Below are 15,108 nucleotides of genomic sequence, written 5' to 3'. Positions count from 1 at the left end.
TAAAGCATCTTACACATCTTTTTTCTTCAAACATCTTCCTCTCGGTTGGTCACCTTCATGGAGTACAACTTCGGAATGTAGGAACTGTGCGGCTTCAGCTGAATCTTTTACTTTTATAGCGCTACGTTCTAGCATTTCGGCTTCATAATCATTTAATACACTTTTTCTAATTCCAGCTTTTTTCCATTGTGATAAAGGTCTGCATTCTTTTGTGATTCCTCGGGCGAGTGAGAGGGCATCTAGTAGTGCCTGATTTGCTCCTTGACCTTTAAACGGACTCATGGGGTGGGCTGCATCTCCAATAAGAGTTACTTGCTGTCCTTTTTCTAACAATTCAGGTTGGAGTAATTCCCGATCATAAACAGGATAACCAGAAATTTGAGCTTCTTGAGTAGCTGCCAAAATTTGAGGAATAGGGTCGTGCCACTGAGTTCTGCGACAGGCTTCTTCCTTGAGTGCTAGAGGGCCTTTGGCACTTAATGCTTTGGCTTCTTCTTCGGGCATTGGGAAACTAAGTTGCCACATTATCGAGTCAGATGTATAAGGCATAATATAGATTCGCTCATTACCATTGGCAGTTTGAAACACTGTAGCTGAGTCTAGTAAAGAACTATTAAGATTTTCGAGAGCACTTAAAGGACAAATACCTAATATTACAATACAGTCTAAATAGCGTAAAGGGGTAATGTCTTCACCAATAAGCAATCTGCGGACTGAACTACGAATGCCATCGGCTCCAACTACAAGATCTGCTTTTGCCGTTTTTATTTTGCCGTTTACTTGAAAACTTAAATCAACACTTCCATCCTCAGATTCTTTAAAATCTATTAATTGATGTCCCCATTGTACGATATCATGCTTGCCTAGTTGCTCAAGTAGCTCTAAGCGCAAAGATTGTCGTGCAATATGTATATTTGAACGTTTTGGAGAGGTTTTTACATCCGATTGTATCCATTTTCGAACTCCCCATTCGCCAATCACTTTTCCTTTTGTAGTATGAACGAGATGTCTTGTTGAAACCACACCATCTTTTAACGAAAAAATACCCAATCCTTCGATTGCTTTACTCGCTTGTTGCAAAGTAAGTCCGTAGCCTTGTGATCTTGCAGCAAAGTCATTATCTCGCTCATAAAGAGTAAAAGGGATTCCGCGGTGTAAACAAGCTACTGCCAGAGCAACTCCTCCTATACCAGCACCAATAATAGCAACGTGTGGATAGTTTTCTTTATCTACTACAGGTGGAGTAGTAGAATGTACCAACCCAGACCCGTGACAGATAGTACAGGAATATAAATATCCTTTAGGGCGAGTTGGAGCCGTTCCTTCTCCCTTGTTTTTCTCAAATAGATCGAGTGCCATTTGATATTGGAGTCGAACTTTCTTGCTGATTCTTCTGCTTTTTTTGCCGCGTCCTTGGCATTCCGGGCAAATAGTCCAGCTTACCTCTTCATTTTCTCCTTTTTTCACTTCCTCTATATTAAACTTAATCTTTGCTTCGTTCCGTATGCAAAAATACAATGTCTTGCTCTATATAAGAGTTATCGTGAGACTTGTTTTCTATGTCTAACCATTTATTTATCTTAATTAAGACAAAGCTATCTGGGTTTCTTGTATACTTTTGAAGTCTATTTGTTGCTGCTTTTCCGTGTTGTCAGAATTACATCTTACTATTAAGAACGTTTTTTATTCGTTACTTTTTTTATTTATATTGTTCTTTATCAAAAGAAAAATCGTTGCTAAAAAAACGATCAGGTATATAATAGAGAGACCTAGTTTTTCAAATCTTAGAGTTTCAAAATTAAACTGTTTGTAAAGCGCACTTCCTAAAATTAGTATTATAATAACGGGTACAAAATTCTTCATTTAATTATTATTTAATGGTTAATAATTGTTTTTTATTCAAATAATTGCAATCTTTTTTATCCATTTAGTTTTATAAGACGTGACTGGTCATCAAATTCGGCTGTTACTGTATCTCCATTTTTAGTTGCGGTTAGTTTTATTCCATTTTCTGAAATGTTGTATCCTTTATCAGTTAAATAATTGGTCAAGGCGAGATTATGGTTCATGTCAAATTGCGAAATTAGTTGCGGGAAAACAGTCATAATTCTAAAATGATTGTCCTTGTGATTTTTATCAATTAGATCACTTTTTATTGTTACGACCATTGCACCTTGTCCGTAATCACAAATATAGTAAGCACTTGAATTATGAATTCCGGACGCAATAGTACCTATTAGATGTAAATCTTCTTTTGAGAAATCGAAAGTATCATTTTTTAAAATGTTGATTTTATTATCTTCTCCATATTTTTTTAGTTCCAAAGCTTGTTGGATAACTTTATCTGTAAGCCCAGATTTTGTGTTTGCCCAAGCCCAAAGCCAGGTTTGAGAGGAATGTGAAATAGTACCTAATACTTGAATTGGAAAAACAAGGTCGGTTCCAAAACTAATTTCTCCGTTGGCAATATTTATATTCCAATTATTATTCCCAATTAAGTCTCCAAAATCTAATTGTTTATCAAATACAATCCCACCATATCTTTCGATCAGTTCTTGGTCTGTTTTAAAAGCTATCAAATCCTGTTGTGTTTCTATCTTGTTATTTTGCCCAAATATTTTATTGAAAAATCCCATATGTTTCTTTTATTATTGTTTAAAATTAAAGTTTAGTTTGTAAAATATTTATTAACGGATTATATTTTTGTCAAAATTATTTCGAACCAATTTTTATTAGTTCACTATATAAATTATCTAAAAAAGCTTGCTGTTCTTCATTTTCCTTAAAATAGCGTTGATAGTTTACACTACAACTTTCGACATCTGAAATGTTTTTTGTATTAAAAGACCAATCATCTGTGTCTTTGACTGTAATTCCTAAGTCATTACAGCAACTTTGCCACAGCTCAGAGAATTTAGTTTTTTTATCATTGCTTAATTTATCAAAGTCAGTATTAACAGTAAAACCATGCATTTCGGAATTAAAAAATTTATCAATCGAAATTATAGGAACACCGCCCCAATTTAATGGTTTCCCAGTTGGAAATTCTATCGTTATAAGGTTTTCCTCGTTCATTATTTGATCTTGTTCATCTTCTTTAAAGTATTGTTCTTCATAAACTAGCTTTGTTCCTACTGGAACTGCTATTTTCTTAACGACCAATGGTTTTGTAGTGATAAAATAAGGATAATGTGGTGAAGAATTCCCACCTGTAGGACTCATATTTCCGATGCATCCCGTTAAAAAGAATAAGACGAATAAAGCAGAATAGGGTTTAAAAGATTTCATAAGTGTTTTTCTTTATTTTAAAATTTAAATTTTCTAATCTCCTCCGCATCCGCTACAGCCACTTCCGCAACCACTGCATCCACTACTACAACCGCTGTCAAAACTAGAAGAGTAATCATCAAAACTCCAATCGTAACTACTACAGCCACTTCCTCCGTCATTTGAACTATTTATATTAATTTCGGTTACTAAATTCTTATCAATCTGATTTAATAGTTCGTAATCAAGATTTACTAACAGGAATATATTTGCTCCAATTATTTTTATTAATTCAATCGCTTTTTGGTTTTCGATATTGTCTATGTCTGAAAGCTCATTTCCTGCGTCTTGAATTTCTTTTTTAACCTTTTGTTTTAATTCAGTTCCATATTCTGTAAGACTATAACCATAATAAAATTGCTGAAAAATGTTTTGAGTAAAGCATTTTTTCAGAGTTGGAGTTTTTATTAAATCATTTATTAAATCTTGTACTGTTCTAGTTTTTTGAAAAGCAATTTTAGCCAAATTCCTAAACAATATTTCCATCGTATTATCAGTTCCAAAAGTAGATAGAAACGATCTTTCGTGATTTTGAGAATTATAAGTTTTATAGTTTTGTCCTATGCCAACATATTTATAAACTTTCACTTTTTCTCTAATGTGTGGCTGTCTTTCTACTTCAAAAGTTCGTAAAACTTGTTTAAATAATAAATCGATGAAAGTTATTTTTAAAAGTTCCTGCTGAGTAACATTTTTTTTAGTTAATATTAATATTTCTGCTGGCGTTAGTTCAGATAAATATCTCATTTAAAAAGGTTTTTTTATAATCCAGTTTCTATCCAGATTTATTCTTTCAAAGTTAATTTCAGTAAACCTAATTTCGCTTGACGGCCAAATATCTTTTGGTGTTTCGGTTTTGAAAATTTCAAGATATAATTCTTTGGTTTTTTCGTAATAATTAGTGTATTTACTTTTCTCGGTATTACCGCCTTTAGTTGGCCCGTGATGTATTCTTCTTTTGATTGTGTTTTCGCAAAAATCTTCCCAATATGATTGCGTGTAGAGCAAATGCAAATGCCAAACCTGATCTACTTGATCCGATGGAGTTAATGGATGATTTGCAATAGTTAATAGAAAAATGAATTTTTTATATTCTAAAATCGCTCGGATAGAATATTCAATTGTCCAACCATTTTCTCTGGCAAGTCTATCTGTAAAACTAAATGAAATTTCAGGTTCATCGAGCTCAAAATTCTTAATCCTATTCCACAATATTAATTGTTCGTCATTCATATTTTACTTAGATATACTATTTTTTGATCATTTTTTATTTCTTTAAACTCCAAAACGAAACAGTTCTTGCTAATCTAGTTATGCCTTTAGTAAACTACTCAGAACTTTTTTTCCGTTTTCGTTATTAGGATTTAATTCAACAGATTTTTGATACATTTTAATCGCATCTTCTTTTTTGCCACATTGAAGTAATGCTTCACCATAACTATCATAAATATTCCAACTCTCAGGAAAAATTAATGATCCGGTTTTGAATGTCTGCAAAGCATTTTCATTTTTTTGGAGTCTAAGAAACTGATAGCCTAATCGATTAAAATCTCTTTCGGTTGCTTCATAATTTTTTGGATTTTTTAAATAGTCATTAATCAATTGATTTGCTTTTTCTTTATTTACGTTTTCAAGTAAATTGCCATAGATTCTTGAAAGATTTTGTGCAGGAATTGTATAAGGTTTGTTGTCCATTAATTGTAAGATGGTATTAAGGATAGAATACACTGGGCAATTTCCTGTATTGGATAAAAGGATTACAGTTTGATTTTTAGTAATGTTATGAGCCAAAATACTGGTAAGACCTGTAATAGAGCCATCATGAAAAACTATTTTTCCGTTACTTTCATCGGTGTACATTCCCCAACCTAAACCATAACTCATTTCTTTTCCTTCTAGATTATAAGTTGCTTTTTTTCCATCATTAAGTATTGTAGCTGTAAGAGCTTCCTCTAGTTCTTTTTTGCCTAAAATCTGATAGGTAAATAATGCGTTTTGATATTTTTGCAAGTCTAAAGCGGTGCTTACGATTCCTCCATTTCCATAAAAGTTGCTTTTTTCGAATATTAAAAAAGGTTCTTTTAAGGTATTTATATTAGCAAAATCTGTCGAATAAAAGTTAGGATACATGTATAATTCTACTTGATTTGGTTCTTTAATTTTTCTGTTAATCGGAACAAATGAATCTTTCATTTTTGCAGGGCCGAAAATATTTTTTTCCATATAATTAGCATAACTAATTCCTGATACTTTTTCGATAATTAATGCAGCGATGCAAAAATTAATATTATTGTAGTCCCATTTACTTCCTGGTAAAAATGCAAGCGTTGTTTTAAAACGAATGAATGTTGGAATAATATCCTGATTCGAAATTATTTTTTCGGGTTGTTCTTTTATTATACTATCAAATAAATTATAATATTGAGCTAATCCCGAGGTGTTATTAAGCAGTTGTTTAATGGTGATATTTGGATAAGGAAAATCTGAAAGGTATTTCTGAACCGGATCATCAATTTTAAGTTTGCCTTTCTGTTTAAGCTGCAGTATGGCTGTTGCTGTAAAGGTTTTTGTAACAGAAGCAATTGGAAATCGAGAATTGTCATTAAACTTTTCTTTCTTTTCGATATTAGAAAACCCATAAGTATTAGAAAAAATGGTTTTTCCTGATTTAGAAATTACAGCACTACCCTTAAAAAGATTCCTTTCAGAAAGTGTCGAAAATAAATTGTTCAATTCTTGAGCAGAAACTGTATTCGTTAAGAAGCTAGAGAGTAAGATAAAAAAAAGTATTTTTTTCATTTATTTTAATTTTTATTGTTCGCTATTACTTTTTTCAAAACTTCACCATAATTTGTATCAAACAGATAACTCCAATAGAACTAGAATTATGATACTTGTAATTATTTTTACAGATAGATGTTTTTTATAATAGACTAATAATTAATAAGATTGTTACGCCTATAATTTTATTATTTTGAATTATTGTGTTTATCTACTTAAAAAGTGTACGAAGTCAGGAGACTTCGTACAGCTTAAGATTTTGAAGTGTATTAATTTGCTAGATTAATCATCATTAAAAGATTCATCTTCCCAAGCCTTTTGGCCTAAAAATTTTCCACAAAAGTCATAACGTTTTATTATTCCTTTTTCAGGATTTGTATTGTAATGAAAAAACCATATTTCATTATTTACAATTTTTACTCGGCGATATTTTATATCATCACAAGAGCAGGATGAACAAACTTGAATTGTAGTTTTCTTTAATATTCTCTTTCCGCTACTATCAAATACTTGATCAATATGAATTATTTTTTTGTGTGGTAATTTCCAAAAAAGGAATTTTCGTTTCTTCTCAATTCTTTCTGTTTTTAAAGTTACGCTAGTAACAGAACATTTGCTTTCAATATTATTTATACTATCTATAGGCGGTAATTTATACATACCATAAGCAGACGATAAAATAAACAACATGATTATTTGTATGGTAATTTTCATTTCCTGATAAATTGACTGTATCTTATTTTACTGATTTGATAAGGGTTTCAATTGTCGATTTTTTTTGGTTCAATATTATCAATTGACTTTTATCGTCTAATAGAATTTTGTAAGCAAACTCATTGTCTGCGTTAGCTTGCCAGTTTTTTAATTCTTTAAATTTAGTTTTTAATAGTTTTATCTTTTCAGAACTGTTTTTGGAAATAATGACCACTTTTGTAAGCGATGTTTTTTGCATTTTTTCAATACTACTTTCTGTAATTTGGTCTTCGCTTTCGGTTCTGGAACGATAGCGAAACAGTTGGTTTATGGTCTTAATATCTTTCTCATTTTCGGTAAGCACAAATCTGTAAGACATTATATTATTAAGCTCATTTATCCAATCAGGAAAGTTTGTTTCATATAGGTTGATGTATGTATCGATAAAGTTTTTATCTATTGGTTTCTTCTGATTAATATATTCTGTAACCAACGGATAAATTTGCTTAGCCATAAGGTTAATATATTTTTTATTATACCAATCTCCAGTATCAATTTTTCCGTCTAATTTTTCATAAACATGCCCATTTCCTAAAGCGGTTGCCAAGACTTCGTTCATAAGCTGATAGGCATAATTGCTGCATTTTGATTTATTTTCTTTAAAATAAGTATTAATATCTGTTTTTACTTCAAGCGACTGTTCATCATAAATTATATGATAGGTTTCGTGTAGCATAACACTAAATAAGTCTTTATACGATGTTAAATCGGTTTGTATTGCGCTAATAAAATTGTTGCAAAATGCTTGTGCAGTAAATCCTTTAGAATTTGGTAACGGGTAAAAAGCTACGTTGAAAGGAATTGAATTGTCCCAACTCGAATTATAGAATAATAATCCCGTTTGGAAGTAGTTTTCTATCTGGTTTTCGTTAGAATACTTTGTGAGTTCCTTAATTTGGTTTTCGAATTTATCTTTGTTCGGATTGTATATTAGCTCATTATAAATTGGGGTAAATTCCAAAATACTTTCAGCTAAATCATTCAGTGTATTATTTGGAATAAAACCAATCGAACGAATTTTAAAATCCTTTAGATTTTCTGTTTCTATTAGATTTTTTTTCAATAGATCCTCCGTTTGCATCGTCTTTTTTGAGCCATATGGATAATCATCATATGGGAAACTATAGTAAATGTTTAATTTGTTAAATCTTGAGATTATAGTTTTGTATTTGTCAACGTTATATTTTGATTTTTGAAATTCAGTCTTGAAAACATTCTCAGGATAATCTTCAGAAAGATTTTGTAAAAAAACATAAACGGCCAACTGTTCAGAATATTTAATATTAAAAGTTGCCTTTTGTCCAAAAGCTAAAGATGTCAAAAATAAAAATGCTAGTAAAAGTCTGTTCTTCATTCTTTTAGTTTTGGTTTTTTGGTGAATGTTTTAGGTTATAAATGGCTCTGAATAGTATGTTTTTAAATTATTTTAAGATATAAATTGAATTATGTTTAAGCGAATATAAGAAAAATCTTGAGTATTGGTAATTTAATAGTTAAGTTGATACAATGAATATAATTAGAGGGTATTTTATCAAAATGTTACTAATAAAGACCATAAATTCTACAAAAAACCTCCATTATTTTTAATGGAGGTTTTATAGAATAGATCGATTATTAGATTTGTATGGTTGGGTAGAGTAGGAGTCATCCAGTTTGATATTTTTTATATTGTCATTGTGCATTAATCTTTAAAATAGAACTTCGAAATATTTTCTGTTATAGTATAAGTTTCAATCCCAGTAAGGTTGGTAAACAATATAATAGCTAAATTATCATTAGGATCGAGAGATTTTGAAAAAAGAACTTTATTATTTTTAATTACAGCAATTTGTAGTCCTGGAATCTTTTGCTCTTTCATTTCTTTTTTAAGATACGATATAACTTCTTTCTCATGGTTTTGTGCAAAAATAAAATCAGTTTGAAAGAGTAAAATACATATAATGAATAAAATGTTTTTCATAGAAACAACTTAATAAGTTTTATTTTAGAAAGTTACTGATTAGTTATTTATAAAAATCATAAAATTATTTTGTCAATGTAAGTTTGATTGACTTTGTGCCACAAATAGGCTTTTATTCATGTTATTATAGATCTAATTTCAACGTAAATAATGTATTTATTTAATCATAAAAAAATGCGCAAAGTATGAGATACTTGCGCATTTTTTATAAGAGTTAAGTTGTTTACGAGATTATGGGTATATCATAAGGAATACAAAAGCAAATAGATTGACCAGCAGTACCACACCATAAACAATATTCGACTTTCCTTTGCTTAACGACAACATTACGGTAAATACTGATAATGCTAATAATACAATAGATTTTATGTCGAGCCCAAGAATAATAGGCATATCCATCATGATACAAACAGCTGCAACACTAGGAATGGTTAATCCGATACTTGCCAATGCTGAACCTAAGGCTAAGTTTAAACTCGTTTGTAGTCTGTTTTTTCTTGCCGCAGTAATTGCTGCAATTGCTTCGGGTAACAAGATTATTGCTGCAATTACAACTCCCACTAAAGTTTTAGGAAGATGATAGCTTACAATAATGCTCTCGATAGTAGGCGAAAGTGTTTTTGCTAGTAGCACCACAATACCTAAGCTTACGATAAGGAAAACCAAACTTGTATAAAAGGTTTTATTATCGATTGCTAATGGTTCTGCAGCATCTTCATTTTCATCGGCTCCAATCGTAAGGAAATATTGGCGGTATCTTGTGGTTTGCGCAAACAGAAATGAAGAATAAATAACAATACAGGCACCTGATGCAAAAACAAGTTGAGGTACTGAATAATAAGAACCCTTAACACTTTCGGTGAAAGTAGGGAAGACCAATGTAAATACGATAATCGAAACTAGCGAAACCAATCCAATAGTTACAGAAGAGACAGAAAAATTCTGTTCGTAATGTTTTAGACCACCAATTAATAGGCAAAGACCAATGATACCATTAAGAATAAGCATTGTGGCGGCAAATACAGTATCTCTGGCTAATGAAGCTGCTTCTGCGCCTTCGGACATCATTAAGGAAACAATAATCGAAACCTCTATAACGGTTATAGATATGGCTAAAATAATGGTTCCGTAAGGTTCTCCAACTCTTTCTGCGATTATTTCTGAATGATGTACTGCCGACATAACGCTCAGGATAAGTAGTATACTTGCAATAACTTGAAAAATACTGCTGTTGTCAACAAGTCCGCTAAAAAATAGAATCCAGGAAAGTGCTGGAATGATGATTGTCCACTGTAGTAATTGTTTCATTTTTTTTAATATAAATACGGGTAAATTAATATTCTCGCCAATTGCTTTTAATCACAAATTGGCTCTGATTTTCCGTAATATAGAACTTTTTTCGCTAAAAACGGCAAAAAACTCACATTTTCTTTGATTTTAGGTTAAAAACTGTAAGCTTGAAAAGGACAATTTTGGAGCTAATCTCTTTAAAATCACTTGTAGAAAATGAACTTATATTTAGGTTTTGCATGAACAAAAAAAATGCGCAAAGTCAGAGACATTTGCGCATTTTTTTATATAAACTCTTTTCAGATGATTTTGTAAAATTTATTAAATGTATTCTAATTCATTTTTGAATTGCTTTACTAATTCATAAAATAATTTAATAGATTTTAAATGCTGCTCCTGAGTAATATCATAAGCAAAAAACTCTTCCCATTTTATATTCTCAGGTTTGAATCCTATACTATATGCTAAAATCATATTTGCCCATCCAGCAGTTGATTCAAAATAGCCAAGCTTATTTGCAACCCAATCAAAAAAAGGTTCATCTATTGCTCATTTACAATCTTATTATCAATAAGCGCTAGATAATAGCCCGAAACAAAGGTCTTTATACTCTTAAGACTTGCTTCGCCAGTCCACATGATAGGTCGCTGTTCTATTGCTTTTAATAAACTGTAACATTCTAGAATCATAAATATTGATGAGGTTATTTTATAAATGGGTATTTTGTATATATATCCACATCTTCAATTTTTCTTAATGATGGTCCTTTACTTGTAAGTATTTGTTTGCTTTCGACTATCAATTCATCTAAATCAAATCCTTGTATAGTTCTTCCTAATAAAAATGAAATGGTATAATCGGTCCAGTTTTCCCCTTTTTTAATTGCTATTTCAGAAGCTTTTTTCATGATTTCCCAAGTTTCATTTTCGGTTAAATAACCTACCCAATAACACCATTTTGCTAATGATACTGCTCTGCAAATATCCCATGCATAAGCTGATTTTATTTTTGTAACATTATCCAGATCTAATCCTAAACCTTTTGAAATATCTTTCTGAATACTGCTTAATTCTTTTGATGATTGCAAAAAAACAGGTTCGAACTCATTACTTCTCTGCAATGATAATAAATCATTCAAAGTTTCTTTGGCTTCAGCTTCGTTTGTTATTTCCCATTGAAGTTTTAAACCTCCTATGTATTCATTTAAACTATTCTCAGGTTTAATACCAAGTATTTTTTCTCCTCTGTAATAAAACAAAATTCCTCCAAAAGAAAGTAGTCTTTTTTGCTCATCTGTTAGTGGTGAGTTGGAGTGATTGTTATTAAAATCTTCTAAAAGTTTATTATTGCGTTTTTTCATAATGGTTTTTAGAAAAATCATGTATGCAATAAATAAAACGGCAATACCGCCAATAATAAAGTAAGTGTTTGTAGTCATAAAAATTTATAGTATTAATTATTTTGAGGTTAATAAATTCTGAGGTTAGTATTATAGTTGTTATCAAGGTTAATTAGTATTTAATACTAACTATCATCTATGATGGTATTATGCCGTCTTTTTATATTTTTATTTTAGTTTTTAAAAAGGCTCCTTTTTTATCCTCATTCCACATATCATCCCCAATTAAAAAATAGTTGCCATTTTCTTTAATTATTCTGTTTTTAAAATCTTTATCTTCAGAAATAAAGGCCTTTGTTTTTGCAATTTTTTCCCACTTTTGATTATAAAAACTCCAAATAGAAATTTCATTCCACCAGCCTTCATGAGTTCTGGAAAATATTATGATTTCATTTTTATTATCGCCATTCAAATCATTTACTTTTTGAATATAAACACCTAAACTTTCAAAACTTAAGGGAGGAATTATTTTAGAAAACTCAATAGCTACTTGGTCAAGACTGTTATGACTTATAACACGTACAAAAGCGGTATCTTGGATTTTATCATTATTAACATCGCCAGTAATAAACCGTTTAATTTCGGTTTTGGTTTCTCTTGCTGTATTGTCTTTTTTTGTTTCGCATCCAAAACAAAATATTAGAAAAACAAAAAGGACAAATTTCATATTAGCATTAGTTTGTGTAAAATAATAGATAACTTGATTTTAAGAAAAATCTTCGTTTTATTGGTGGCAAATATAATAAAAGAGTAATATAAAAACAGGATTTTTCGTGTTATTAAAAAGAAACTATATTTCATTAAGAATTTCTCAAGGCTAAAGGCACAATAATCTTAAGCTTGTATTTAAGGCATAAATATAAAAGCCGTGCAAAGTCAGTGATACTTGCGCAGTTTTATAAGAGATGTTTAAATAATGAGGGATTTTTAAAAACGATTAATTTTAACTAACTCCACATTTTATTCAACTATCTTTTTATGGTTTGAATTGATTGATTTTTTTTTAATGGATTAATATTAAATTCTATTATATTTATTAAAAATTATATATGAAAATAGTTAAAAGCAATAGAATTATACTCCTCATTGCCTTATTAGTAACTTGTGGTAATTGTTACAGTCAATCCTCTCAAAAAACGACTAATCTAGACAGCTTATTTCAAAAAGCGCATAAGTTAAAAGCTTTCAACGGTAATGTTTTAATTGTTCAAAAAGGTAAAATAATTTATGAAAAAGCCTTTGGTCAAGCCGATGCAAGTAATACAACTCCATTAAACACAAAATATCGCTTTCATATAGGTTCAATTGCAAAAGAGTTTAACGCTATTGGAATTATGATGCTTAAAGAGCAAGGAAAATTAAAACTGGACGATTCAATTTCTAAATTTCTACCCGAACTTCCTTCTTGGGCAAATAAAATTAAAATTATTCATTTACTGCAATACACAAGCGGTCTTCCTCAAATAAAATGGAATGAAGTTAATCAGGATTCTGATAATATGATGTTACTGAAAAAAACTTTGATTCTTGATTTTGAGCCAGGAACGAAGTATGATTATAACAACAATAATGTATTTCTGCAGAGAAGAATCATAGAAAGAATCACCAATATGCCTTTCAATTCTTTTGTAATAAAAAAGATTCTTGAACCTATTGGTATAAAAAATGGGCTCGTTGATCCAGACGAAAAAGAGAAACTTTTTGCAATATCATTTAATAATAAAGGAAAACAAGATGTCATTAAATACAATATTTCGGGCTGGACAGCACTAAATTTAAAGGATTTTTACAAATGGTCTGAAGCAATTAATTCGTTTAAAATTATTAATCCAGAATCTACACTTGAGCTTTTCATTCCATTTTCTGCAGGAAATCAAACTGGGTTAGGTGAAGGAAGTATAGAAGAGGGCAAAGTTACAAGTCATATACATGATGGAGCTGCTTTTAATTACCAAGCTTTATTGGTTAGTAATCAAAATTTCACGATTATTTTAATGACCAATAACAAACAAAATAATTTAGATGAAATAAGCGATTCAATACAATCTATCCTTGAGGAGAAGCCTTACAATCAAATTAAGTCCCTATAAGTACTTTACTAATCAATGTGCTTTTGCAGTAAGTTTGTGCTTTTTTGTAATGGCAATAAATATCATATAACCATTCTGTGATAATTGATTATAGCAGTCTTGAACTAGTTTTTCTCTTTTGGGATTATCTAATAAATGAATCAGGGCATAGCAAAATATTCCATCATATTGGTAATTGTCTAACGGTATATTTGTTACCGAGTTGTGATGGATAGCAATTAAAAAAAATCAGTATTAAAATTTAATCGTATATCATTTTGATAGAAACTAAACCAATTTCGCAAAGTAAACGAACACCAATTATAGATATTTTAAGAGGTTGGGCATTATTTAGTGTGGCTGTAATGAATTATTCTACAATATATAGCTGGAACAATCACTCGAAGGATTCTGATTCAAATTCTCTTTCGGAAACTTTAAAAATAATATCCGAAACTATTTTTGAATCCAAGGGATGGACATTATTAGCTATTTTATTTGGTTACGGATTTTCTGTTTTGCTCAAAAACATTAAGCAAAATGGACAGAATCATTATACTTTTTTTATAAATCGTATGCTTTGGTTGTTTGTATTTGGGTTCATAAATAGCATATTTTTTGGAGGTGATATTTTAACTGATTACGCATTCATGGGGCTAATATTGCTTATGTTTTATAATTGTAGCACAAGATCACTCTTTATTTTGTCAGTAACTATTTTATTACTGACACCGGCATTACAGTCATTGTTGGGACGGCATCATTTATTGTTTACACCAAAGTATCGTGATATTTTTTATGAACTTTATAATAGCCATACAACTTTGGATAGTGTTAAAGCTAATTTATATATGCGATATAAATGGATGTTACGCTTAAGTTATTCGGTAATATTGCATTTAATTCAATTAGGGTGTTTTATATTAGGAATGGCATTTCAGAGAAGTAATTTCTTCGAAATGATAGATAGAAAACCAAGGATAGTTCTAAAAAAAATAGTGTTCTATAGTTTAATTATTTCTATAGTCATGTTTCTATTACAAATGGCTGTAGATAAAAATGACTGGACTCTTAATGATTACTACAATCTGTATTACCCAGTAGCATTAAGTTTAACGGTTTTCTCAAGTTCACTTATTTGCTGGATATATTTTTCAGGATATTTTAAGAGTGCATTTAATCTTATTAAAGCTACTGGGAGAATGACGCTAACAAATTATGTTTTGCAAAATATAATCTCCTTCTTTTTGTTCATCTGTATTAGACCAAACTGGTCTTGGTATTGGTATTTTCTTGCCGGAATTATTATTTATATTCTGCAAGTATTTTTTAGCAATTGGTGGTTAAAAAAGTATAACTATGGCTTATTAGAATGGTTATGGAGAAGCTTATCATACAAAAAGTGGTTTCCATTAATTAAAGTAAAATAAAAAAAGGATTACCATGTCAACAGACTTTTATCAACTTTAATAGAAAATAAAGAACTGCGCAAAGTCAGGGACATTTGCGCAGTTTATTTTAGCTCATAG

Annotated in this window: 17 protein-coding genes; 2 read left to right on the top strand and 15 right to left on the bottom strand. The window is 30.2% G+C overall.

The genetic code is table 11. The annotated features are described in order from the left end of the window. Nucleotides 1-9: 9 nt before the first annotated feature. From ACJ6WR_RS00680 to ACJ6WR_RS00615, 14 genes are all read right to left on the bottom strand, one after another. Complete coding sequence (locus tag ACJ6WR_RS00680; protein ID WP_409416769.1) at nucleotides 10-1,467, bottom strand: FAD-dependent oxidoreductase; 1,458 nt, start codon at nucleotides 1,465-1,467, stop codon at nucleotides 10-12. A gap of 452 nt (nucleotides 1,468-1,919) precedes the next feature. Further along, entirely contained in the window at nucleotides 1,920-2,636 is a 717-nt protein-coding gene (locus ACJ6WR_RS00675) for a DUF6882 domain-containing protein (protein ID WP_409416768.1), read from the bottom strand. 76 nt (nucleotides 2,637-2,712) lie between these two features. After that, on the bottom strand, nucleotides 2,713-3,288 hold the full coding sequence (locus tag ACJ6WR_RS00670; protein ID WP_409416767.1) for a hypothetical protein: 576 nt from the start codon (nucleotides 3,286-3,288) through the stop codon (nucleotides 2,713-2,715). 33 nt (nucleotides 3,289-3,321) lie between these two features. Beyond that, a complete protein-coding gene (locus tag ACJ6WR_RS00665) occupies nucleotides 3,322-4,074 on the bottom strand; it encodes a hypothetical protein (RefSeq protein WP_409416766.1) in 753 nt (250 codons plus the stop codon). Then, nucleotides 4,075-4,560, bottom strand: a complete 486-nt coding sequence (locus ACJ6WR_RS00660) for a glycine-rich domain-containing protein (protein ID WP_409416765.1) — start codon at nucleotides 4,558-4,560, stop codon at nucleotides 4,075-4,077. Nucleotides 4,561-4,638: 78 nt separating this feature from the next. Further along, nucleotides 4,639-6,126 carry a serine hydrolase gene (locus ACJ6WR_RS00655; protein ID WP_409416764.1) on the bottom strand — a complete coding sequence of 496 codons (1,488 nt, stop codon included), beginning with the start codon at nucleotides 6,124-6,126 and terminating at the stop codon, nucleotides 4,639-4,641. Between the two features lie 264 nt (nucleotides 6,127-6,390). Next, on the bottom strand, nucleotides 6,391-6,822 hold the full coding sequence (locus tag ACJ6WR_RS00650; protein WP_409416763.1) for a hypothetical protein: 432 nt from the start codon (nucleotides 6,820-6,822) through the stop codon (nucleotides 6,391-6,393). A gap of 22 nt (nucleotides 6,823-6,844) precedes the next feature. Further along, nucleotides 6,845-8,215: a hypothetical protein gene (locus ACJ6WR_RS00645; RefSeq protein WP_409416762.1), complete on the bottom strand. Its 1,371-nt coding sequence runs from the start codon at nucleotides 8,213-8,215 to the stop codon at nucleotides 6,845-6,847. Nucleotides 8,216-8,542: 327 nt separating this feature from the next. After that, nucleotides 8,543-8,821: a hypothetical protein gene (locus ACJ6WR_RS00640; RefSeq protein WP_409416761.1), complete on the bottom strand. Its 279-nt coding sequence runs from the start codon at nucleotides 8,819-8,821 to the stop codon at nucleotides 8,543-8,545. A 231-nt stretch (nucleotides 8,822-9,052) separates the two neighbouring features. Next, nucleotides 9,053-10,129 carry a calcium:proton antiporter gene (locus tag ACJ6WR_RS00635; protein WP_039114188.1) on the bottom strand — a complete coding sequence of 359 codons (1,077 nt, stop codon included), beginning with the start codon at nucleotides 10,127-10,129 and terminating at the stop codon, nucleotides 9,053-9,055. A gap of 303 nt (nucleotides 10,130-10,432) precedes the next feature. After that, nucleotides 10,433-10,585 carry a hypothetical protein gene (locus ACJ6WR_RS00630; RefSeq protein WP_409416760.1) on the bottom strand — a complete coding sequence of 51 codons (153 nt, stop codon included), beginning with the start codon at nucleotides 10,583-10,585 and terminating at the stop codon, nucleotides 10,433-10,435. Between the two features lie 68 nt (nucleotides 10,586-10,653). Beyond that, nucleotides 10,654-10,800 carry a hypothetical protein gene (locus ACJ6WR_RS00625; RefSeq protein ID WP_409416759.1) on the bottom strand — a complete coding sequence of 49 codons (147 nt, stop codon included), beginning with the start codon at nucleotides 10,798-10,800 and terminating at the stop codon, nucleotides 10,654-10,656. Nucleotides 10,801-10,814: 14 nt separating this feature from the next. Further along, nucleotides 10,815-11,549 carry a DUF1266 domain-containing protein gene (locus ACJ6WR_RS00620; RefSeq protein WP_039118271.1) on the bottom strand — a complete coding sequence of 245 codons (735 nt, stop codon included), beginning with the start codon at nucleotides 11,547-11,549 and terminating at the stop codon, nucleotides 10,815-10,817. A 121-nt stretch (nucleotides 11,550-11,670) separates the two neighbouring features. Beyond that, on the bottom strand, nucleotides 11,671-12,177 hold the full coding sequence (locus ACJ6WR_RS00615; protein WP_409416758.1) for a hypothetical protein: 507 nt from the start codon (nucleotides 12,175-12,177) through the stop codon (nucleotides 11,671-11,673). A gap of 382 nt (nucleotides 12,178-12,559) precedes the next feature. Between ACJ6WR_RS00615 and ACJ6WR_RS00610 the strand changes: the two genes are divergently transcribed. After that, nucleotides 12,560-13,600 (top strand): serine hydrolase domain-containing protein, encoded by a 1,041-nt coding sequence (locus ACJ6WR_RS00610; protein ID WP_409416757.1) that lies wholly within the window; start codon nucleotides 12,560-12,562, stop codon nucleotides 13,598-13,600. Between the two features lie 12 nt (nucleotides 13,601-13,612). Here ACJ6WR_RS00610 and ACJ6WR_RS00605 read toward each other — a convergent pair whose 3' ends face one another. Continuing rightward, a complete protein-coding gene (locus ACJ6WR_RS00605) occupies nucleotides 13,613-13,813 on the bottom strand; it encodes a methyltransferase domain-containing protein (RefSeq protein WP_409417912.1) in 201 nt (66 codons plus the stop codon). Nucleotides 13,814-13,857: 44 nt separating this feature from the next. On the opposite strand from ACJ6WR_RS00605, the gene ACJ6WR_RS00600 reads away from it, so the two are divergent. After that, nucleotides 13,858-15,009, top strand: coding sequence for a DUF418 domain-containing protein (locus ACJ6WR_RS00600; protein ID WP_409416756.1), 1,152 nt, complete (start codon nucleotides 13,858-13,860; stop codon nucleotides 15,007-15,009). Nucleotides 15,010-15,108: the final 99 nt, after the last annotated feature.

This window comes from Flavobacterium sp. PS2 (genome assembly GCF_046250155.1).
GTDB lineage: Bacteria > Bacteroidota > Bacteroidia > Flavobacteriales > Flavobacteriaceae > Flavobacterium.
The sequence above is the reverse complement of the archived record's forward strand: the minus strand, read 5'-3'. Positions and strand labels throughout refer to the sequence as shown.